This window comes from Streptomyces albus subsp. albus (assembly GCF_000725885.1).
Lineage (GTDB): Bacteria > Actinomycetota > Actinomycetes > Streptomycetales > Streptomycetaceae > Streptomyces > Streptomyces albus.
The window spans coordinates 167,848-188,617 of record NZ_JODR01000016.1 but is presented as its reverse complement, the minus strand read 5'-3'; the positions used below and the strand labels follow the sequence as shown (position 1 = coordinate 188,617).

Genomic DNA, 20,770 nt, shown 5'->3' with positions numbered 1-20,770 from the left:
GGGCACGGAGGTCAGCGCGTGACGGACGAGACGAAGTCGGCCCACGTGTCGGCCGCCGAGGCGAGCCGAGGTCCCGTCAGGTTCTTGGAGTCCCGGACGTGGACGGTCCCGGCGGCAGCAGCCATCTCGACGCACTGTGGGCCTTCGTTGCTGCTGTGGCTGCTCTTCTTCCACACCAGCGAGGCGTCCGGCCGCCGTCCGCGAGACGCCGACATCAGCGCACCACCGACGCGATGAAGTCGGCCCACACACCCGGAGGGACAGTGAGCCGGGGACCGGCCGCGTTCTTGGAGTCGCGAACGTGGACGCTGCCAGGGGTGGCGGCCACCTCGACGCAGGAGGGGCCGTCGTTGCTGCTGTAGCTGCTCTTCTTCCACTCCAAGGCGCCGTCTCCGGCGGAGAGCGTCAGAGTCATGTTTCTCCCAGCATTTTCTCGATGAAGGACAACGACTCACGTGGCGTGAGGGCCTGGGAGCGAATGATCCCGTAGCGCATCTCCAGCACTTGGACCTCTTTGGGGTCCCAAACCAAGCGGTTGAAGAGCTGTGCTTCCCAATGCGCCAACGTCTCCCCCGACGCGAGCTTCAGGATGTCGAACTGCCCTCCCATACCGGCGTGGTCCTCACTTCCGGTTGGCATCACCTGGACCGCCACGTGTCGCAACCGCCCGATCTCCAACAGGTGTTCGAGCTGCCGCCGCAGAACCATTCTGCCGCCGATCGGCCTTCGCAGCGTCACCTCTTCTTGGACGAAGGTCAGCATCGGAGCTGGGCACCGCTCGATGATCGCCTGCCGGGCCATACGGCCCGTGACGTACCGATCGATCTCTTCGTCACTGAACGCTGGGCGCCGCATCGCATACAGCGCTCGCGCATACTCCTCCGTCTGCAACAGCCCATCGATGTTGTGGTCGCCGTAGGCGCCCCGCTCGACGGCCTTCGCCTCCAGTTTGGCGAGGTCCCGCACCTTCTTCGGGTACCGCGCCTCCCTCACGTCCTCCTTCATCGCGGAGAGCCGGCCGCCCGCGCCGAGGGCTTCGTCCGCGTTGTCCAGGAACTCCGGACTGGGAAGCCGTCTGCACCGTTCGACGGCCGAGACCATGTCCTCGCCGTATCCGATGGCCTTGCCCAGCTCGGTCTGGGTCATCCCAGCTGCCTCGCGCCACAGCTTGATCTGCCTGCTGACCGCTCGCATAACGGCGCCGGAGTCGTCCTCCAGGTCCGGGCCGTTCCATTCGTCGCCGTCGTTCTCGGCCATCCCCACCACCCCTGCCACACTCGGTACGCGGAACCGTACTCAGGGAGAAACGAGCGCCTGTCACAACTGGTGAAAGCCGCTGCGGTCACGGCGTACGGGCCGTACTATTCGCCGTCCGCCTCCGGACAAACGGTGCCGGTGCGCCCGTCGTACCTGTCCGCAGGGCGGCGAGGCGGCCACTCTGGGTGAGGTGAGCAACAAGATCACTGCCTGCCCGCCGGGGGAAGCCCTCGATTTCAGCGTGCTGTTGTCCGCGACCCGGCGCGGGGCCCGTCTGGCGCGGCTGATGACCGTCGCGGAGTTGAGCGCCCGCGGGCTGCCGACGGAGAGCGCCGCGCTCGTCGTGGCCGAACTCGCCGCGAACGCCGCGCTGCACGGCGCCGTTCCGGGCCGGAGCTTCCGCCTGCGGGTGAGCCTCCACGAAACGGCGCTTCTCCGCGTGGAGGTGACCGACGCGCGGGGAGAGCGGGCGCCGGTGGCCGGCCCGCGACGGCCTCCCGGGGCCGACTCGGAGGCGGGCCGCGGACTCGTCCTCGTCGAGGCGCTGGCCGAACGGTGGGGCGTACGGCACGGCCCCGTGCCCTGCAAGACGGTGTGGGCGGACATCGCGCTGGCGCCGAGAGCGGAGTCCACCGGGTCGCGGCCGGCCGCGACCCGGTCGCCCACGGCACCAACCCCTTAAATGGCCCTGGGAAACCACCCCGCCAAGCCGACGGCCTCGTCACCCGTACGAGCGAACCCCGCCAATCGGGCTGGCACCGACGCCAGTTGACCGGCATAGGCTCCGCACAGCAGACGACCGCCCACGACGACAACAACAACCGCACACATGCAACGGCCCCCGGCCGGGACGGCAATCCCGATCGAGGGCCTGACCATCAAGGAAGTCGGACCCTTCCCAATGGCTGTTCAGCAGCTTAACGCGCCTGTCCGCGCCCCGTACGCCCATCACTCAACCCGACGGGCACGCCCGGCCCACCGGCCCGGAGCCGGTGTCGTCCACGTCCGCCACCGTCATCGCGAGCGCTTCACGGTGGTCGGCAACCACCTGGCCCAGCACCGCGAACTGTCCCTGCTCGCGATCGGCCTGGCCGTGCACATCCAGTCCGTACCGGACGGCACCAGGGTGGACATCAAGTCCCTCAGCGCCCGCTTCCCGGAAGGTGAGGCCCGTATCGCCGCCGCTCTGCGGGAGTTGGAGGCGCACGGCTACCTGGCGCGGACCGTGAGCCGCACCCCGGCCGGCCGTGTCGTCACCCGTACGGTGTCGTACGCGCACCCTGCGGCGGCAGCGCCCTGCGCACCACCCGACCGGCCAACTCCCGCCGCACCGCGGGACGCGAAAAAGCCGGCCCCGTCACCGGCACCATCGACCCCATCCCCCGAAGCCGCGTCTCCAGCGCCCGAGCCCCCACTCCCCGCGCCCCGAACCGCCGACCCCACCCGGGACGCCACAGCCACCGCGCTGCTCGCCTCCCTGCACCGCGACGACGACCGTCTGCTGCTGTCCGAGCGGGACACAGTACGCCTCTCCCCCGCCGTGGCGGCCTGGCTGGAGCGCGGAGTACGGCCCGAGACCGTACGCCGCACGCTGATGGCGCACCTCCCGCCGGGCGCCGGGCTGCGCCATCCGGCGGCGCTGCTGGCGCACCGGCTCACCGCGCTGCTGCCTCCGCCACTTCCCGTATCCCTGCCGCCCGGGCCCCGTCCTGCCCCCTTCCAGGAGTGCCCGGACTGCGGCCGCCCGTTCCGCGCCCCCCATCCCGGCCACTGCCGCGACTGCCGCACGGGCCGAGGGGAGGGGGTCCGGCCGACCCGTGGCGGCGGTCCCCGCGGAAGCGCCCCGGCTCAGGAAGCGTTCCACGCCGGCAGCCGTACGGCGTACTCCCGGCCGGAGCGCTCACCGAACTCCTGCATCGATCCGCTGGCGTATTCCACCTTGTAGCCGTCCGGGGCGAGACGGTTGCGGTAGACGGTGGCCAGCCGCTCTTCCGCTTTGCCGTCCCGGAGCGCCGCCAGCAGGTCGCGCAACAGGACGGCGAAGTCTTCCTCCTCCGGGTCGATGTTGACCGACACATCGAGACCTGTCCGGACCGTAATGGTGTCGCCGCGGTCCTGGACGATGACGGCGGACCCGCTGTTCTCAGGGATCAGCACCGCGGTCGATGAATTGAGCTGCGAGAAGAGGACTTGATCCGCTACCTCGAACGCACGGATGACTTCCACGATCTCAGGAAGCATGTACCTTCTCCTCACGGGCGGAGCGCAGTACACAGGGCCCCATCGGCCCGCAGGCGGCCACCCTCCCCGGCGGCCGGGAGAGCTCCACCTTCCAGGATCTCTCAGTCGTCCACCGGCACCGTCATGAACGAGGTGACGCTCTCCATCCGCACCGCCGTACCGCTGACTCGCACATCGCCCTGGATCACGACCTCGTGGCCCAACCGGTGCGCCTCGGCCGCGCGCTCGTACTCGGGCTCGGCGAGATGGACGCGGACGCGGCGGGGGCGCTGCCACTCCTCGGTCAGTGCGGAGACAGTGATCTCACCGGGGCCGTACGGAAGCTCACGCCTGAGCCGCACCACGGTTCCCTGCAAGGCCACGTCCGTACGGCCGGCACGGGCCCGCAGGTCCCTCGCCGCCGCCTCCAGCACCTCCAGGTGCGGACGGGCCAGCGGGATCGGCGCCGTCTTCTGCCCCACCGGGATGTCGGGGGACCAGGCGAAGGCGAGGGAGAAACCGTTCCGTTGTTCCCCGGAGATCTTGACCAGCGCCTCGCACAGGTTGGCCGACAGACCGACCCCGGTGTAGCCGAGGAAGTCCTGGAGCTCATCCGCGGCCACACTCGCGGCGGCTGCCTCCCGGGCGCAGAGGACGGATGCGTACAGCCTGCGGGTGACCGAGCGCTCGAAGGGCTCGCCCGCGTGTACGGGCGTCGAGAGAGGCGTATGCGCGGCCACCACATAGCTGCCGACCCGGGTCTGGTCCAGTCGCACCCGTGAGACGTATTCCTTCACCTGCTGCGGCTTCTGCGCGGGCTGCACGGGCTGGGGCACGGGCGCGACGGACGACGCGGCGGCGGCCGTCATCAAGTCCCGGAGCCCGGCGAGGGCCGGGACCACGTCCACCAGCGGTGCCGTGCCGGAGGGGCCGGGCGGGGTGAGCCGCAGGAACTGCCAGTCGGCGGACGGCAGGAACATCTCGCGCAGCACGTCGCCCGGGCGGCGGGCCTCGACCGCGGAAAGTGTCTCCAGAAGGTCCGAGATACGCGCCGCGTAGTCCCGTACCTGGGGCCTCACCGGCACCAGTACCTGGTAAGGCCTGCCCTCGTCGGCACGCAGCTCCCACAGCTGGCCGCTGCCGAGGTCCCGGGAGACGGACCAGCCGCTGCCCCGCAGATACCGCATCACCGAGTCGGGCGTCACCTCGCCCGCCTGCTGGAACTCCTCGTCCGTGACAGCGTTCATGGCGTCACCAGCATCTCGCGGAAGCTCTCGGAGAAGAGCCCGTTCAGCTCCTTCACCGTCAGCAGATTCGCTTTGGGTACGTGCACGGTCAGCTTGCTGTCCTTGGGCGGCACCGGGTCGCAGTCGTGGAACGACGCCCAGTACGCGGCATGCCGCAGCAGGAAGCGGTCGTCGGTCACATCCGTCCACAGCTGGGGGTCGTCGGGCGCGATGACCAGGAACAGGAAACGCGGCAGCTGCCAGTCGCGCCCGGCCAGCCAGTTGTAGTTCTTGATCTCAAGCGGGTAGTGCCACGCGTCCGCGCTGCCCGTGGGCTTCGACCAGAACTTGACCTGCACGTCGATGGACGGGTATCGGAGCGTCCCCGCCCTGCCGAGGTAGCCCAACTGCCAGTCCACACCCACCCGGTCCAGGTCGCGGCGCGAGGCGTCCAGGTTGGCCGCCGCGGCGAGCGCACGCACGAACTGCTCGCCGAAGTCCCCCTTGTGACCGCTGCGCCCCGCGGGCACGACCTCCAGCCCTGACGTGGAGGACTGCGGCGGGAGGTGCGCCGGGATGTGGCCTGTCGTTCCCTCGGACATCTACTCCCCGCATACGAGACCCCAATACCGCGGCGAGCACAGCGTAACCACCCGTGTGCCGAGGGAAAAGAGGTGATCGCTCCGGCCCCTCGTACCCCTGCCGAGTGTCGGTGTCGGTCATTAGGGTGGTCGCCGTGACTCAGCAGAGTGTTTCCGCATCGTCAGGTGACGGCCAGGGGGCCACTACGCCGGCCTCGACCGCCGCAGTCCTCGACGTGCCCACTCAGCAGCGCATCCGGGACGAGATGGCCGAGTTGGTCGTCCGGGATCTGCACGGGCCGATCGGCGGCGACGAGGAGGAGCTGCCGGGCAATCCGATCGAGCACTACATCATCGGACGGCTGGCGCCGGGCGGACGGATCATCGACGGGGAGCCGGCCCTGGGCGGCATGCCGGTCGAGCAAGCCGAACTGGAGGACAACGTCACCGCCCTCCAGCCCGACGCCGAAGAGGGCGACCGGGAGCCCGACGCCCCGCACGCACCGAGCCTCCAGCCCTCCTCTCTCGGCCTCACCGCCCGCGTGGACGGTTCCGTCACCCGGCTGGCGGTGCACTGCTCCTGGGCCCGCTATGTGTCCGGGGAGTCGCACAACCCCGAACGGCACGGGTCCGTCTGGCACCGGCAGCCGTTCGCCCGCGCTCTGGTCGTCGACCTCTCCGAGGACGGGCCGATCGAGGCACAGCAGGTCTTCGCGGAGGAGTTCCCCGGCGTCGTGGTGCGGGGCCGGGCACGCAAGCACGAGGGCGACTGGCTGGTCTCCCTCTTCCTCGTCAACGGCCAGCAGAACAAGGACAACTCCGGTTCCCGCTACTGGCTCTTCCAGGCCGGGATGACGGTGACGGGCGCGGCGGAGGGCCAGGCCCCCTTCCTGCCCCGGCACACCACCGAACGGCCCGGCGGTGACGCCGCCGACCGGGCGGAGCGCCGGTCGCTGGCCATGACCTACCGCTTCCACCCCGAATTCGCCGTCGGGCACGGCACGGGCGTGCACGCGAAGGCCTCGCCCGACGACCCCCGGCGTGCCATCGAGATCTCCACGGTCGCCGCGCCCTCCTACGAGATCCCCCACACGGATGTCCCCGACCCGGACACCGAAGCGGACGCGGACCTGCGGGAACTCCGTGATCTGGTCCTGGACATGAAGGTCCTCTCCCAGCTCGACGGGGCCGGGCTGCGCACGGCACTGCTCCCGCTCGTCCACGGCTACCGGTCGTGGATCGAGCGCACGCGGGAGACGCTCACCGACCCCGCCTCCCGCCTCGACGGATACGACCAGGAGGCGCGGCGCAATCTGCGGCTCGCCGCCGAGGCGGCCGACCGCATCGAGGCCGGCATCGACCAGCTCGCCGAGACCGCGGCCCGTGAGGCCTTCCAGTTCGCCAACCGTGCGATGTGGCAGCAGCGGGTCCACACGCTCGCCGCCACGAGCCGCCGCCGCGACCCGGAGCTGTCCTTGGAGGAGGCCGTCGAACGCGCCGACGTGCCGGCCTCGCGCAGCTGGCGCCCGTTCCAGCTGGCCTTCCTCCTCCTCAATCTGCCCTCGCTCGCCGACCCCGAGCACCCTGACCGGTCGGACCGCAAGGGCGCCCTGGCCGACCTGCTCTGGTTCCCGACCGGTGGTGGCAAGACGGAGGCCTATCTCGGACTCACCGCCTTCGCCCTGGCCATCCGGCGCCGGGCGGGCTCCCACGGCGGGCTGGACGCAGAACACGGCGTCGCCGTCCTGATGCGCTATACCCTGCGGCTGCTGACCATCCAGCAGTTCCAGCGCGCCGCGGCGCTGCTCTGCGCCTGCGAGGTGATCCGCCGCGAGGACCCCGAGCGGTGGGGTGCCTTCCCGTTCCGCATCGGCCTGTGGGTGGGCGGCGGAGTCACCCCCAACACGACGGACCAGGCCCACGAGTGGGTCAAGGACCGCCGCAAGGACCGCAGTCGCGGACGCCGCACCCGCTCCGGTTCACCCCACCAGCTCACGAGCTGCCCCTGGTGCGGCACCAAACTCGACGCCGGCCGGGACATCACGGTCGACATGTCGCTTCGTCGCACCTTCATCACCTGCCCGGATGTGTTCAGCTGCCCGTTCGGCGAGGGATCGTCCGAGGCGGCCGGGACCGACGAACGCGGCCTGCCCGTGCTCGTGGTGGACGAGGAGATCTACCGTCTGCCGCCGGCACTGGTCATCTCCACCGTCGACAAGTTCGCACAGCTTCCCTGGAAGGGCGAGACCCAGACGCTGTTCGGCCGAGTCGCCCGCCGCTGCACCCGGCACGGGTACGTCACCGCTGACGCCATGGACAGCGACTGGGAGCGGCCCAGCCATCCACCGCACGGAAACCTTCCCGCCGCCCACACCATCGACGCTCCCCGCGTCCGCCCACCGGACCTGATCGTGCAGGACGAGCTGCACCTGATCTCCGGCCCGCTCGGCTCGCTCGTCGGGCTCTACGAAGCCGCCGTCGACAAGCTGGCCGGCTGGGAGACCAGGCCCGGCCGCCCGGTCCGCCCCAAGGTCATCGCCTCCACCGCGACCGTCCGACGCGCCAACCGGCAGATCAACGACCTCTTCGGCCGCACGACCTCGGTCTTCCCCCCGCCGGGTCTGACCGCCGACGACAACTTCTTCGCCCGCCGCCGCCCCACCTCCACCAAGCCCGGACGCCGCTACGTCGGGATCTGCGCCCAGGGGGTACGGAGCAAGTCCGTGGCCATCCGGCTCTACGTGGCCCAGCTGGGTGCTGCCCAGCTGCTGCACGACAAGTACGGCCGCACGGAACTGACCGACCCGTACATGACGCTTGTCGGCTACTTCAACAGCCTGCGCGACCTGGGCAGCATGCGGCGGCTCGTCGAGGACGACGTCTCCACCCGCCTGGGCCGCGTGGACAGGCGCGGGCTGGCCAACCGATACGCCGACAGAGTGGCCGAACTGACCTCGCGGATGTCCTCGGACGCCATTCCGGACATCCTCGACCAGCTCGAAGTCCCTTTCACCGAGCGGAAAAAGGGCTCGCCCCGGCCCCTGGACGTGCTCCTGGCGACCAACATGATCGCCGTGGGGGTGGACGTGCCGCGGCTCGGCGCCATGATCGTGAGCAACCAGCCGAAGTCCACCGCCGAGTACATCCAGGCCACCAGCCGCGTGGGGCGCCGGGCTCCCGGACTGATCTTCACGCTGCTCAACTGGGCGCGGCCGCGGGACCTCTCGCACTACGAGTCGTTCGAGTCGTTCCACGCGGCGGTCTACCAGCACGTCGAAGCCCTCTCCGTCACCCCCTTCGCAGACCGGGCCCTGGATCGCGGCCTCACCGGCGTGCTCGCCTCCCTGGTCCGCGACCTCAAGCAGGAGTACAACGGAAACCGCGGCGCCCAGTTCTTCGACAGCCAGGGCGAGCTGGCCGACCACGTCGTCAACTACCTCCACCGGCGCGCGGAAGCCGTCACCGAGGACCGCGCCGTCGGAGAGGAGGTCCGCAGCCGGCTCCAGCAGCGCCTCGACCACTGGGAGCTGCGCCGGCACACCCCCGGCGCCGTCCTCGGTTACCGCGCGGCGCGTCGGCAGGGAGAAGTGAGCCCGCTGCTGAAAGAGCCGGACGGCTCCCGCTGGCAGCTGATGTCGTGCCCCACCTCCCTGCGCGAGGTCGAGCCGCCCATCCGGCTGCTGTTCCACGGCGACGCCACAGGGGCCGACATCTCCAGCGAGCCACCGTTCGTTCCCCGTCCCCAGCCGGAAGGCCAGGACGACAACGCCCAGGAGATGCCGTGACGACGACCGCGTCCGCGAACGCGCCCTTCCGCGTCGGAGAACTGCGCCCCAGCCAGCTCCTGCACACCTACGGCGTCGGCGCCGTCACCGATCTGCCCAACATCTCCGCCATGGTGCTCGGCCTGGACCACTGGGACCTCAGCCGCGCCAAGACACTGACGGAGGACCGGCTGCTGGCCGCCGTACGCCACCGGCTCGGACACCAGGTCACCACCCTCCGCACACCTCCCTACCTGCCGGAAACCACCGACCCGTTCGGCGACTGGGCCAGGGTCGGTGTCCCGGTGGGGCTCTTTCCTCGATGGCTGCGCTGCACCCGGGAACAGTGCAACACGCTTTCGCCCGCCTCGGCGGGCCTGTTCGAGCTGGAAGAGGCCTACTTCCGTCCGGAGAACACCCGGTATGTGCACGCGAACTGCGGAGGGGGTGGACGAGGCAGGCCTACGGCCGTGCCGGCCCGCTTCCTGATGGCCTGCAAGAACGGGCACCTCGACGACTTCCCCTGGATGTACTTCGTCCACCGGGGAGCGGACCACCCACCCGAGTGCACCCTGTCACTGGTGGAACGCGGCACCACGGGTGAGGCCGCGAACGTCTTCGTCCAGTGCACCTGCCAGGGCGTATCGGCGCGGTCGATGGCCGAAGCCATGGGCCTGCGCGGTGAGAGCGCCCTGCCCGCCTGCCGCGGCCACCACCCCCACCTGGGCACCTTCGAACCATGCGGCGAACCGGTGAAGACCATCGCACTGGGAGCGACCAACAGCTGGTTCGCCTCACAGCTGAGGGTCTTCAGCCTGCCCCGCGCGGAAGAACCGCTGACCCAGGCGGTGCGTGAATACTGGTCGTCCCTGGAACCACTGGCCGCCGTGCCGCCCGAGGCGGGCAAAATGGTTCTCCCCACCCAGGCGTGCTGGCCGGACCTCGAAGAGTTCGGAGTCGACGCCGTATGGCAAGCCATCACCGAAGAGGCAGCACACCAGGCCGGAGGACAGCCAAAGGCCTCGGAGCCGGACGACTTCGACCTCGCCACCCCCGAGTGGCGGGCCTTCACTGCACGACGCCACCATGACCTCCAGGACTTCACCACCGGCCCGGAGCCCGTTCCGGACCACGCCGCCGACTGGCTCGACCGCGTCGTCCTCGTCCACCGACTCCGCGAAGTCGCCGCCCTCACCGGCTTCACCCGCATCGACGCGCCGGAGTGGATTCCGCAGGACAACAACATGTCGACGCAGAACACCGCTCCGCTCTCCCGCGAAGCCCCGACCTGGGTGCCGTGCGCCGAGCTGCGTGGCGAAGGTGTCTTTCTCGCCTTCAAGGAAGAGCGCATCGCGGAGTGGGAGAACCGTCCCGATGTGGCTGCCCGCGAACGCATACTGAAGGCCGCTCACCGGGACTGGTCACTGGCCCGGGGCATCGAGCCCCAATGGCCCGGCATCCGCTACGTCCTGCTGCACACCTTCGCCCACGCCCTCATCCGGGAGTTCGCGCTGGAGTGCGGCTACGGGGCCTCGGGTATCGCCGAGCGCGTTTACGCCCGCAATAGCGCCGATCCCATGGCCGGCATCCTCCTGTACACCGCTGCCCCGGACAGCGAGGGCACACTGGGCGGTCTTGTCTCACTCGGCCGCCGGGACCGCCTCGGGCCCGCCCTGGAACAGGCCGTCGCGGCCACCAAGCTGTGCAGCTCCGACCCGATGTGCGCGGAGCACGATCCCCGCGTGCACTCCCGGCTGCACGGCGCGGCATGCCATGCCTGCCTGTTCGCGGCGGAGACCTCGTGCGAGCGGGGCAACCACTTCCTCGACCGCACTCTGCTGGTCGAGACACTCGCCGGGAACCGTGGCGCGTTCCTGCCGTGACCACCTCACTGGCAGAACTCCTCGGGGGACTCGCACAGCGCCTCCCCGCGGAGCGGCTGACCGAGTGGCAGGAGGTCCTCCGCTCCTCGGAAGGGCCGGACGATCCACGCCTCGATCACTTCGGCTCCCGGCTCGCCGCAGCCGGACTCGCCCAACTGCTTGCGGACCTGCGACGTGAGTGGCGGGGCTCGCTGCCCCAACTACCCGGGCCGGCGCTCGCCCTGGCGCTGGAAGCCGCCTCCCCCGCCGCGCGGTCCCGCCCCGACCCGCCGGTGGAACTCGTCGTGACCGGGCCCACTTCACCGTCCGTACCCGTCCGCCTGACGCGCGGAGTCCTCACGGAGGTCATCCGTTCGGCAGACCGCTCGCTGCTGGTGGCCAGCTACGCGGTGTACGGCGTGACCGAGGTGAAGAAGGAGCTCCGCCGGGCCGTACACCGAGGAGTGCACATCGACCTCCTGCTGGAACGCTCGACAGACGCCGCCGAGGCCCTCGCCGAAGTCACCGGCAGCGTCCCCGGGCAGACGCACATCTGGCACCGCCACGACACCCGGTCGCAAGGAGTGCAGCACGCGAAGCTCGTACTCGCCGATCGCCACACGGCCCTGCTGGGCAGCGCCAACCTCACCGACCGTGCCCTCAGCGACAACCTGGAGATCGGCGTCATCCTGCGCGACCCCAAGCTGGTCGGTCGGCTCGCCGACCATTTCCAGTGGTTGACGAGGCCTCCCCACGGCCCCTTCCGGCACGCCTGAGCCGTCCCCGAACCCCCGGCCCCGGCCGGGCCCCGAGCCCCGGCCGCCGTAAGTCAGCGCGCCGCCGGCATCGCCGATTCACGCGGCTCCGCCGGGACGCCATCGCCCGGTGAATCCCGGGCTGCCCACGGGATGCGCCCGGGACGGCCCGCCACACCCGTGGGTTGACACCATACGACGCATACGTACTATTAGCGCTATGAGGCCTATCGATCTGGACGACCAGACGCACAGCAAAGTTCTCTTCGCCGCCCGCCTCATGGGGTGCTCGCCCTCGGAAGTGATCAGGCAACTCGTGGACTCCTGGAGCACGGCGGAGGACCCCGGCGACCCGGCCGACCCGGCCGCCGAGGGCATCGCCGTTCACGCCGTGTACCGGGGACAGCGCGCCGAGGGCGTCTTCCACCCGGCCACCCGCACCCTGACCGTGAGCAGCGGGCCTGGTGCGGGGACGTACCCCTCACCCAGTGCTGCCGCCATGGCCGTCATCCAGGAACTCAATCCCGACCGGTCACCGAACGCCAACGGCTGGTCGTTCTGGAGGGTGACCAGCAGCGGCGAGGAGCTGAAGGCCGTGCGCCGCGCCCCAGGAGCGCACTGACCCGAGCGAAGACAGCACCACAAACACGTCGAAAGGTCGCCCTCATGCCCACCTCCACCGCACCCGCGACCCACCTGCTCATCATCGGTTCCCGCGAACCACTGGCCTGGGTGCTCGAAAACCAGCGCATGGCCTTCCCCGCTGGACGCGCCCGGGAGTCCCTCGCCCTCCGAAAAGGCGACGAAGTGCTGCTCTACACGACGCGCGGCTGCTTCGGAAATCCCACTCGGGACCTGGGCCGCGTCATCGGGTCGGCCACTCTCACGGGCGATGTGAGCACCCTGGAGGAGCCGGTGACCTTCGGCGAACGCCGATTCACGGAAGGCTGCCGACTGCGCATCCACGGCCTGGCGCCCTTCCGGGAAGGCGTCGTCCTCCGCGAACTCGTGAGCGCCCTCCAGGTCTTCCCCGACCCGGCGTCCTGGAGCGTCCGCCTGCGCCGGGCCTCGCTGCCGCTCCCGGAGCCCGACGCGGCGCTGCTCAAGCGAGAACTCCAGCCGCTTCTCAAACCGTACCGCTCGGTTGTCAGCGACTATTCCCCTTCACGCCGGTGACCTGTGATCACTCGGGGCCCATGGGGCCTGACTCCTCCCGAACGCCCCGGAACTCGAAGACGGCGAACCGTCCCTCGTGCCGGCCCCGCGGCCAGGTCCACCCGCCCTCGGGCAGACCGGGCGCGTCGGCGCCCCACAGCCCCGTCTCGTCCGCGCGCAGCCGTGCCACTCGCTCCCCCGGCGGGAACCGGCTCAGCCATCCCCAGTCGGCGGCCAGCAGGCTGAGGACCACCCCCATGGGGCGCCGCTCAGCCCCGCGCCACAGCGTGCGGCGCCCGCTGGGCGGAGGACCCGGGCACCGGCTCCCCCGCGTCGGCGCCGAGCCCCACCACCCGGTTCTCCGCGTCCACGTGCACGACGCGCGGCACCATCGACCGCGCCTCTTCCTCGTCCACCTGGGCGTAGCTGATCAGTATCACCAGGTCACCGGGGTGGACGAGATGGGCCGCGGCACCGTTGATACCGAGCACGCCACTCCCCCGCTCCCCCTCGATGACGTAGGTCTCCAGGCGGGCACCGTTCGTCACGTCGACGATGTGCACCAGCTCCCCGGGCAGCAGATCCGCCGCCTCCATCAGCGCGGCATCGACCGTCACCGATCCCACATAGTGCAGGTCGGCCTGGGTGACCGTGGCCCGGTGGATCTTGGACTTGAACATGGTGCGCAGCATGCTGAACTCCTCGAAGACGGCTCCCTGCCTGCTTTGTGCAGGTCAAGGGCGGGTTTCACCGTACACCCACACGTGGTCAAGCAGCCTGGTACAGGGCGGCAGCGCTCACGGACAATCGGCTCAGGACGTAGACGTGCCCTTGTGGAGCCGGGCGGCAGATTCCTGGATCCAGGTGGTCACCGACCGCCGGACGACCGGCACCTCGCGCAGCAGATGCTCATGTGTCGGCCATTCCTCCAGTACGCGCTCCGCCATTCGCACGGCGATCTCTCCGAGCTCGGCACCCGTTGTGCCAAAACGATGGTCAAGGCGACGTTCGAGGCGTGCGAAGGAGGCCGCGCTCACCGTCTCGAACCGCTTGCTGCCCCCCAGCTTGAGGCCGAGGTCTTCAACCTCGTCCGACGGGGTGTAGGGAATGGTGGACACCAGGTCGTAGACAGGTGACAGGCTCGGGGTGATCTGGTCGCGGTAGATCAGTGACCAGTTCTTCAGGTGCGCGTCCCCGTTGCCGACGATGACGGAGAACGCGATCCGCCGAGTCGCTTCCCACAACGCTTCCACGTCGTGACCGCGGTAGGCAAAGGAAGCGACCGTCTCGAAGGACGAGTTGTACTTGTCGATCGGGTAGACATCCTTCACCTGGGCGAAGTCCTCAATATGAATGCGCGCACGGCCCGGATGCGGAGAGCGGTCGAACCGTCGTACTGCATAGGCCCACTCCTCGCGGTTGGGCCACATACGATCGGGGATGCCGTCCAACTCGTCCCGGTGTACGAGCCGGACGTCGGGTACGTCCAGGCCCACCTGCTTGGCGAGCGACATCATCGTGAACTCGTTGCGGGGTACGTGGGGATGACGGTAGTCGGGGAACTTGACCAGCCAGTCCCCCAGTTCCCCACCCACTGGCACCGTCAGGCGGTCACCCCGGGCCAGTAGGGAAAACTTCAGCGCAACGCCTGCCAGAGAGAACCTCCAGGGGGATTGGTCCTCCTGGAGGTATACCGGTCCGCCGGCTTCCCGCGCGGTGCCGACCTCGCTCCATTCCCAGCCGTCGTCGGGTCCGTCCGCGGGGAGCACTTGTACTGCGCCCGGTAGATCGTGTCCGACCTGGGCGAGCAATTCCATCTCGCGGTCCAGGGATACCCCCCGGTCCTGGGCAATCCACGCACGCAGAGGGCCCTCCGGAAGGAGATTGGAGAACCAGCGGGGCAACCGCAGGGCCGCGGCGTACGCGCCCGTCAAATTCTCCTCGAAGCGCAACCCGAGCACTGGCCTGGACGGGTTCTCCACATAAGACTCGTTGAGGACGAAACGCGTGTGATCACCCCGCTGGCAAAGCGTGCCCACGCGTACGCCGTGGAGGAACACGGCGTGGAATACCTCCGGCAGACGACCGGTCATGGCCATCCCTTCCGATGACGTGAACGCTGTACTGCTAACGGAGCTGGTCGTCAGAGAAGTCGATTTCGGGTTCGTTCTCCTCTTCGTCCTCGTCATCGAAGTCCAGGCCGTCGAGGGACGGTGTGTCCTCGTAGTCCCACTCGGTCATACGGGCGAGGAAGTCATCGAGCTGAGCACGAACGCGCGTCTGGCGCGCCTCGAGAAAACCGGTGCGGTCACCACGCACCAGCAGGTCAAGGGCGTCGTCACCGATGAGGTGCGAATCGATGACCTTTCGCCAGGTGGCCTCGTCGAGATCGATACGGGGCTCCACAAGCATGCGGAAGACCTCGGAAGGCAGATCCTCGCCGAACGGAAGAAAGATCCGGTTGGCCGCCCACAGCCGCTTGTCCCTTTCACCGGGTTCGTTGAGGCGGGGGAAGACATACGGGGTGGCGCCGACCGGGGTCTGCTCGTCACCGAGGACACTGGACAAGCTCTGGACGTCCGCAGGAACACCCGTGGCGAGGGAACGGGGCCGCGAGGACCACCATGCGCTCAGCACGATCTTCGTAGTGGCCTCGTTCGTGCGGAAGCGGTCAGGATTGGGACGGGCGTAAACAGCGCCCTTCATCGTTTCCAGAAGAGCTTGCAGGGACCCCTCTTCGTCTCCAGGCCTGATTTTGTTGCTCAGAATGCGACTGAACTGGGTGAAGCTCCCCCTGAAGACTGACGGACCCGCGATCGACAAGCGCCAGAAGAGGCGCCTCAGCAACCGCAGACTGTTGGACGTCGGCTCCGGGAAGTGCGCAAAGAAACGTGTGAGGACGACGAGCTGGGCCCGGTAGGGAAGCAGGGCGATGTGCGGAACCCCCGCAGTTTCGATGAGGAACATGACGGCGCGCACCAGCGCCTCCTCCGCCTCCCTGTACGCCGTCTGCTCATCCTCCACGAACTCGAGTTGCGAGCGGCGCGATCCCGTACTGAACTCGGAACGGATGTCCCGCATGGGATCCGGACCCCTCCGTGCCAGGAACGCCGCGAGAATGGTGTTGACGTCGATGGTCCCGAAAAGCGTGCGAGCAGCCACATTGTCCGCAATACGGGAGAAGTTCAGTCGGCCCTCGAAGCCTTCCTCGGTGCCGGAGTTCAGGGCCGTGAAGATCTCCGCGCGGTTCAATCGCCGACCGTAATTGTTCATCCGGTCGAAGATGTCCGTCAGGACGCGCAGGTCGTCCTGACGAACCAGGTAGGCGGGGACCTTGTACTGGCGAAGCTTGGTGGAAACCACCTCAGCCTTGTCGTAGTAGTCCTCCACATCCGGCCCCTGGGTACGGAACCAGCTCAGCAAGCGACGACCGTCGAAGAGTGTGGGGACATCGATGTGATGGGGCTCCAGGCCGTATCGGGGAGTCTCGATGAACGCATCCTCCGCGAGGTCGTAGACCACGTTGAACGGCTCGTGCTTGTTGCCCTCTGGATGCAGCGCGTTGGCGAGGCTGGTCAGGCGCTGCTGGCCATCGACCACCCACAGCACCTCGTCATGCGCCGGCGCCTCGATGACCAACTGCCCCAGCTTGATCTTCTCCGCAGGAGACTTCCGCACCCACAGCAGCAGGTTGCCCACCGGGTAGCCACGCACGATGCTGTCGAAGAGCCGCAGCACGTCCTTGGCCTGCCAGCGGAAGCCACGCTGGAAGTGCGGCACCCTGATCCGGCCTTGCCAGGCCCACGGCACCAGCTCACCAAGCTCGTAGGTGGTGGCGGTGGGCTGTGTCGTCAGGCCCGGGGCCGTCTCGGACATTTCCTGCTCCTGTCGGGTCCTAGTCAATTGAGGGCTGAAGCGTTTACTGGGCCCAGCGCAACATGCCGCCTTCGGGGGCAGAAGGGCGCCGTCGCCCGATCTCCTGTCCCTGCTTGCCATGGGCCCTTGACAGCGGGCCCCTTCAGGAGAGCGACGCCGCACCGCCTATCGTGCACGAATTCGCCAGGTCGGTGCACCCAGACGCCCACATGCCCCAAAATGAGCGTTTGTGATGAGTCTCATGCCGCCTCTCGGACCAGAGCAGGGTCCGCCGCCACATCACAGCGTCACTCCATACGGATAAGAAGGGTCGTGCCCCCAGCACCTCGGGGTGTGCGCCGACAGGGTCATCGTACGGCCGGGGACCACACGCAAAGAGGGCCCGCACGGCGCGATGCCGTACGGGCCCTCTCCGAGCCGCTGCCCCGCGAAGAGGCTCAGGCTGGCAAGGTCACTTGATGATCTTGGTGACCTGGCCGGCGCCCACGGTCCGGCCACCCTCACGGATGGCGAACTTCAGGCCCTCTTCCATGGCGACGGGCTGGATGAGCTGAACAGTCATCTCGGTGTTGTCGCCCGGCATGACCATCTCGGTGCCCTCGGGCAGCGAGACGACGCCGGTGACGTCCGTCGTACGGAAGTAGAACTGCGGACGGTAGTTGTTGAAGAACGGGGTGTGGCGGCCACCCTCGTCCTTCGACAGGATGTAGGCCTGGGCCTCGAACTCGGTGTGCGGGGTGACCGAACCCGGCTTGATGATGACCTGGCCGCGCTCGACGTCCTCGCGCTTGATGCCGCGGAGCAGCAGACCGACGTTCTCACCGGCCTGGCCCTCGTCAAGGAGCTTGCGGAACATCTCGATACCGGTGACGGTGGTCGAGGTCTTCTCTTCCTTGATGCCGATGATGTCGACGTTCTCGTTGACCTTCAGCACACCGCGCTCGATACGGCCGGTGACGACCGTACCGCGACCGGTGATGGTGAAGACGTCCTCGATCGGCATGAGGAACGGCTTGTCCGTGTCGCGCTCCGGCGACGGGATCGCCTCGTCGACGGCGGCCATCAGCTTGAGGATGGACTCGCCCCACTCCTTGTCGCCCTCGAGGGCCTTCAGAGCGGAGACCTTGACGACCGGAACCTCGTCGCCCGGGAACTCGTACTCGGAGAGCAGCTCACGGACCTCGAGCTCGACGAGCTCCATGATCTCCTCGTCGTCCACCATGTCGGCCTTGTTCAGGGCGACCACGATGTACGGAACGCCGACCTGGCGGGCCAGGAGGACGTGCTCCTTGGTCTGCGGCATCGGACCGTCGGTGGCGGCGACCACGAGGATGGCACCGTCCATCTGGGCGGCACCGGTGATCATGTTCTTGATGTAGTCCGCGTGACCCGGGCAGTCGACGTGGGCGTAGTGACGGTTCTCCGTCTGGTACTCGACGTGCGCGATGGAGATGGTGATACCGCGCTGGCGCTCCTCGGGAGCCTTGTCGATGTTCTCGAACGCCGACGCCTCGTTCAGGTCCGGGTACTGGTCGTGCAGCACCTTCGTGATCGCCGCGGTAAGAGTGGTCTTGCCGTGGTCGATGTGACCGATGGTGCCGATGTTGACGTGCGGCTTAGTCCGCTCGAACTTCGCCTTCGCCACTGGGGTCCTCCTGTGGACTGGTGCTGTACACCCTCCACATTTTGCGGAGGGGTTCAGGTGGTCGTACCGAACCGGTCAGGACCCCGAGGGGGATGCCCTTGACCTGTTCGCTTGGGTGGGCCGGCGGACGGGGCCCACCCGGCACCACCGGCCCGGTGACCGTACGGCTCCGGTGCGGAACCGTACGGTCCGGGCGGTTAAGTGCCGGAGTGCCCCGTATGCCTTTGCTCCAGCCTAAGGGGTGAGCGCATCTGCCCCGCTCGCCCCGGGCGAGTGCTTACTCGCCCTTGGCCTTCGCGATGATCTCCTCGGCGACGTTCTTGGGAACCTCACCGTAGGAGTCGAACTGCATGGAGTACGTCGCCCGGCCGGAGGTCTTGCTGCGGAGGTCTCCGACGTAGCCGAACATCTCCGACAGCGGGACCAGGCCGGTGACGAGCTTCGCGTTGCCGCGGTCCTCCATCGACTGGACCTGACCACGGCGCGAGTTGATGTCGCCGATGACCTCACCCATGTAGTCCTCGGGCGTGGTCACCTCGACCTTCATCAGCGGCTCGAGCAGGGTCGGGTTCGCCTTCCGAGCGGCCTCCTTGAACGCCATGGAACCGGCGATCTTGAACGCCATCTCGGAGGAGTCGACGTCGTGGTACTGGCCGTCCAGCAGCGTCACACGGACGCCGGTCAGCGGGTAGCCGGCCAGCACGCCGAACTCCATGGCCTCCTGGCAGCCCGCGTCCACGGACGGGATGTACTCCCGCGGGATGCGGCCACCGGTGACCTGGTTGACGAACTCGTAGCCGTCGCCCTCAAGCGGCTCGACGTCGATCTGCACCTTCGCGAACTGACCGGAACCACCGGTCTGCTTCTTGTGGGTGTAGTCGACCTTCTCGACCTTCTTGCGGAGCGACTCGCGGTAGGCCACCTGCGGCTTACCGACATTGGCCTCGACCTTGAACTCGCGCTTCATACGGTCGACCAGCACGTCGAGGTGCAGCTCGCCCATACCCGCGATGATCGTCTGACCGGTGTCCTCGTTGGTCTTGACCTGGAAGGACGGGTCCTCCTCGGCCAGCCGCTGGATCGCGACGCCCAGCTTCTCCTGGTCACCCTTGGACTTGGGCTCGATGGCGACCTCGATGACCGGGGCCGGGAACTCCATCGACTCCAGGATGACCTGGTTGTTCGCGTCGCACAGCGTCTCACCGGTGGTGGTCTGCTTCAGGCCCATGACGGCGACGATGTCGCCGGCACCCACCGACTCGATCTCCTCACGCTTGTTGGCGTGCATGCGGTAGATCTTGCCGATGCGCTCCTTGCGGCCCTTCACCGAGTTCATCACCTGGGTACCGGTCTCGATCCGGCCCGAGTAGACGCGGATGAAGGTCAGCTTGCCCAGGTGCGGGTCGCTGGCGATCTTGAACGCGAGCGCCGACATCGGCTCGTCCTCGGACGGACGACGCTTGATGATCTCCTCGGCGTCCTTCGGGGACTGGCCCTCGATGGCCTCGACGTCCAGCGGGGACGGCAGGTAGCGGGCGATCGCGTCGAGCAGGGGCTGCACGCCCTTGTTCTTGAACGCGGTGCCGCAGAACACCGGGGTGATCGTCGTCGAGCCCTCGGAGCCGGTGGAGGCCAGGGTGACCCGGCGGATGGCGGCGATGAGCTGCTCCTCGGTGGGCTCCTGGCCCTCCAGGTACAGCTCCATCATCTCTTCGTCGTTCTCCGCCACGGCCTCGAGCAGCTTGCCGCGCCACTCCTCGGCCGCCTCGGCGTGGGTGTCCGGGATGTCGACGGTGTCGTACATCTCGCCCATCTTCGCCTCGGGCGAGTAGACGAGCGCCTTCATCGACACCAGGTCGACAACGCCCTTGAAGTCCGCCTCGGTGCCGATCGGCAGCTGCATGACCAGCGGCACCGCACCCAGGCGGTCCTTGATCATGTCGACGCAGCGGTGGAACTCGGCACCGGTACGGTCCAGCTTGTTCACGAAGCAGATGCGCGGAACGCCGTAACGGTCGGCCTGACGCCACACCGTCTCGGACTGCGGCTCCACACCGGCGACACCGTCGAACACCGTCACGGCACCGTCGAGCACACGCAGCGCACGCTCCACCTCGACGGTGAAGTCGACGTGACCCGGGGTGTCGATGATGTTGATGGTGTAGTCGACGCCGTTGAGCGGCCAGTGAGTGGTCGTCGCGGCGCTCGTGATGGTGATGCCGCGCTCCTGCTCCTGCTCCATCCAGTCCATCGTGGCGGCGCCGTCGTGGACCTCACCGATCTTGTAGCTACGACCGGTGTAGAAGAGGATCCGCTCGGTGGTCGTCGTCTTGCCCGCGTCGATGTGGGCCATGATCCCGATGTTGCGGACCTTGGCCAGGTCAAGTGAAGTGGTAGCCATAAGGCTTCAGTCTTCTCTCGGTCTCGAT

General features: G+C 68.4%; 19 protein-coding genes. 7 read left to right on the top strand and 12 right to left on the bottom strand.

The features are described 5' to 3' along the window. Positions 1 to 11: 11 nt before the first annotated feature. From IO40_RS0119090 to IO40_RS0119080, 3 genes are read right to left on the bottom strand one after another with little or no spacing between them, the layout of a single operon-like run. On the bottom strand, positions 12 to 215 hold the full coding sequence (locus IO40_RS0119090) for a DUF397 domain-containing protein (protein WP_031175801.1): 204 nt from the start codon (positions 213 to 215) through the stop codon (positions 12 to 14). After that, entirely contained in the window at positions 215 to 415 is a 201-nt protein-coding gene (locus IO40_RS0119085; RefSeq protein WP_031175800.1) for a DUF397 domain-containing protein, read from the bottom strand. Before IO40_RS0119085 ends, IO40_RS0119090 begins: the two co-directional genes overlap by 1 nt. Further along, a complete protein-coding gene (locus IO40_RS0119080) occupies positions 412 to 1,257 on the bottom strand; it encodes a helix-turn-helix domain-containing protein (protein ID WP_031175799.1) in 846 nt (281 codons plus the stop codon). The genes IO40_RS0119085 and IO40_RS0119080 overlap by 4 nt, the downstream gene beginning before the upstream one ends. Before the next feature lie 190 nt (positions 1,258 to 1,447). Between IO40_RS0119080 and IO40_RS0119075 the strand changes: the two genes are divergently transcribed. Both IO40_RS0119075 and IO40_RS35975 read left to right on the top strand, forming a co-directional pair. After that, on the top strand, positions 1,448 to 1,939 hold the full coding sequence (locus IO40_RS0119075; RefSeq protein ID WP_031175798.1) for an ATP-binding protein: 492 nt from the start codon (positions 1,448 to 1,450) through the stop codon (positions 1,937 to 1,939). A 351-nt stretch (positions 1,940 to 2,290) separates the two neighbouring features. Beyond that, complete coding sequence (locus IO40_RS35975; RefSeq protein WP_324604498.1) at positions 2,291 to 3,202, top strand: hypothetical protein; 912 nt, start codon at positions 2,291 to 2,293, stop codon at positions 3,200 to 3,202. Here IO40_RS35975 and IO40_RS0119065 read toward each other — a convergent pair. The 3 genes from IO40_RS0119065 to IO40_RS0119055 form a co-directional block, all read right to left on the bottom strand. Beyond that, positions 3,106 to 3,498: a hypothetical protein gene (locus IO40_RS0119065; RefSeq protein WP_030409081.1), complete on the bottom strand. Its 393-nt coding sequence runs from the start codon at positions 3,496 to 3,498 to the stop codon at positions 3,106 to 3,108. The genes IO40_RS35975 and IO40_RS0119065 overlap by 97 nt on opposite strands. A 101-nt stretch (positions 3,499 to 3,599) precedes the next feature. After that, positions 3,600 to 4,724 carry a hypothetical protein gene (locus tag IO40_RS0119060; RefSeq protein WP_031027083.1) on the bottom strand — a complete coding sequence of 375 codons (1,125 nt, stop codon included), beginning with the start codon at positions 4,722 to 4,724 and terminating at the stop codon, positions 3,600 to 3,602. Continuing rightward, a complete protein-coding gene (locus IO40_RS0119055; RefSeq protein ID WP_016473446.1) occupies positions 4,721 to 5,305 on the bottom strand; it encodes a DUF4365 domain-containing protein in 585 nt (194 codons plus the stop codon). Before IO40_RS0119055 ends, IO40_RS0119060 begins: the two co-directional genes overlap by 4 nt. Before the next feature lie 134 nt (positions 5,306 to 5,439). On the opposite strand from IO40_RS0119055, the gene drmA reads away from it, so the two are divergent. The 5 genes from drmA to IO40_RS0119030 all read left to right on the top strand — a co-directional run bounded on the left by drmA (position 5,440) and on the right by IO40_RS0119030 (position 12,841). Beyond that, positions 5,440 to 9,069: a DISARM system helicase DrmA gene (gene drmA, locus IO40_RS0119050; protein ID WP_199813905.1), complete on the top strand. Its 3,630-nt coding sequence runs from the start codon at positions 5,440 to 5,442 to the stop codon at positions 9,067 to 9,069. After that, positions 9,066 to 10,931 (top strand): DUF1998 domain-containing protein, encoded by a 1,866-nt coding sequence (gene drmB, locus IO40_RS0119045; protein WP_031175796.1) that lies wholly within the window; start codon positions 9,066 to 9,068, stop codon positions 10,929 to 10,931. The genes drmA and drmB overlap by 4 nt, the downstream gene beginning before the upstream one ends. Further along, on the top strand, positions 10,928 to 11,686 hold the full coding sequence (gene drmC, locus IO40_RS34900) for a DISARM system phospholipase D-like protein DrmC (protein WP_016473449.1): 759 nt from the start codon (positions 10,928 to 10,930) through the stop codon (positions 11,684 to 11,686). The genes drmB and drmC overlap by 4 nt, the downstream gene beginning before the upstream one ends. A gap of 199 nt (positions 11,687 to 11,885) precedes the next feature. Beyond that, the gene (locus IO40_RS0119035) at positions 11,886 to 12,287 is read left to right on the top strand and encodes a hypothetical protein (RefSeq protein WP_016473450.1); all 402 of its coding nucleotides are present in this window, start codon (positions 11,886 to 11,888) and stop codon (positions 12,285 to 12,287) included. Positions 12,288 to 12,331: 44 nt separating this feature from the next. Continuing rightward, positions 12,332 to 12,841, top strand: a complete 510-nt coding sequence (locus tag IO40_RS0119030) for a hypothetical protein (protein ID WP_031175795.1) — start codon at positions 12,332 to 12,334, stop codon at positions 12,839 to 12,841. A gap of 7 nt (positions 12,842 to 12,848) precedes the next feature. Here IO40_RS0119030 and IO40_RS0119025 read toward each other — a convergent pair whose 3' ends face one another. The 6 genes from IO40_RS0119025 to fusA all read right to left on the bottom strand — a co-directional run bounded on the left by IO40_RS0119025 (position 12,849) and on the right by fusA (position 20,742). Beyond that, positions 12,849 to 13,079: a hypothetical protein gene (locus tag IO40_RS0119025; RefSeq protein WP_016473452.1), complete on the bottom strand. Its 231-nt coding sequence runs from the start codon at positions 13,077 to 13,079 to the stop codon at positions 12,849 to 12,851. A gap of 10 nt (positions 13,080 to 13,089) precedes the next feature. Next, complete coding sequence (gene panD / locus IO40_RS0119020) at positions 13,090 to 13,512, bottom strand: aspartate 1-decarboxylase (RefSeq protein WP_016473453.1); 423 nt, start codon at positions 13,510 to 13,512, stop codon at positions 13,090 to 13,092. Between the two features lie 120 nt (positions 13,513 to 13,632). Beyond that, a complete protein-coding gene (locus IO40_RS0119015; protein WP_016473454.1) occupies positions 13,633 to 14,913 on the bottom strand; it encodes a type II toxin-antitoxin system HipA family toxin in 1,281 nt (426 codons plus the stop codon). 34 nt (positions 14,914 to 14,947) lie between these two features. After that, positions 14,948 to 16,696, bottom strand: coding sequence for a DUF262 domain-containing protein (locus IO40_RS0119010; protein WP_016473455.1), 1,749 nt, complete (start codon positions 16,694 to 16,696; stop codon positions 14,948 to 14,950). A gap of 451 nt (positions 16,697 to 17,147) precedes the next feature. Beyond that, positions 17,148 to 18,341: an elongation factor Tu gene (gene tuf, locus IO40_RS0119005; protein WP_016473456.1), complete on the bottom strand. Its 1,194-nt coding sequence runs from the start codon at positions 18,339 to 18,341 to the stop codon at positions 17,148 to 17,150. 277 nt (positions 18,342 to 18,618) lie between these two features. Then, positions 18,619 to 20,742, bottom strand: coding sequence for an elongation factor G (gene fusA, locus IO40_RS0119000; RefSeq protein ID WP_030409072.1), 2,124 nt, complete (start codon positions 20,740 to 20,742; stop codon positions 18,619 to 18,621). Positions 20,743 to 20,770: the final 28 nt, after the last annotated feature.

Excerpts from the sequence above, each read along its gene's own strand:
- IO40_RS0119030 (WP_031175795.1), top strand. The coding sequence starts at position 12,332 with ATGCCCACCTCCACCGCACCCGCGACCCACCTGCTCATCATCGGTTCC.
- IO40_RS0119090 (WP_031175801.1), bottom strand. The coding sequence starts at position 215 with ATGTCGGCGTCTCGCGGACGGCGGCCGGACGCCTCGCTGGTGTGGAAG.
- IO40_RS0119055 (WP_016473446.1), bottom strand. The coding sequence starts at position 5,305 with ATGTCCGAGGGAACGACAGGCCACATCCCGGCGCACCTCCCGCCGCAG.
- IO40_RS0119085 (WP_031175800.1), bottom strand. The coding sequence starts at position 415 with ATGACTCTGACGCTCTCCGCCGGAGACGGCGCCTTGGAGTGGAAGAAG.
- IO40_RS0119080 (WP_031175799.1), bottom strand. The coding sequence starts at position 1,257 with ATGGCCGAGAACGACGGCGACGAATGGAACGGCCCGGACCTGGAGGAC.
- IO40_RS0119025 (WP_016473452.1), bottom strand. The coding sequence starts at position 13,079 with ATGGGGGTGGTCCTCAGCCTGCTGGCCGCCGACTGGGGATGGCTGAGC.
- panD (WP_016473453.1), bottom strand. The coding sequence starts at position 13,512 with ATGCTGCGCACCATGTTCAAGTCCAAGATCCACCGGGCCACGGTCACC.
- IO40_RS0119010 (WP_016473455.1), bottom strand. The coding sequence starts at position 16,696 with ATGTCCGAGACGGCCCCGGGCCTGACGACACAGCCCACCGCCACCACC.
- fusA (WP_030409072.1), bottom strand. The coding sequence starts at position 20,742 with ATGGCTACCACTTCACTTGACCTGGCCAAGGTCCGCAACATCGGGATC.
- IO40_RS0119065 (WP_030409081.1), bottom strand. The coding sequence starts at position 3,498 with ATGCTTCCTGAGATCGTGGAAGTCATCCGTGCGTTCGAGGTAGCGGAT.
- IO40_RS0119060 (WP_031027083.1), bottom strand. The coding sequence starts at position 4,724 with ATGAACGCTGTCACGGACGAGGAGTTCCAGCAGGCGGGCGAGGTGACG.
- IO40_RS0119035 (WP_016473450.1), top strand. The coding sequence starts at position 11,886 with ATGAGGCCTATCGATCTGGACGACCAGACGCACAGCAAAGTTCTCTTC.
- IO40_RS0119015 (WP_016473454.1), bottom strand. The coding sequence starts at position 14,913 with ATGACCGGTCGTCTGCCGGAGGTATTCCACGCCGTGTTCCTCCACGGC.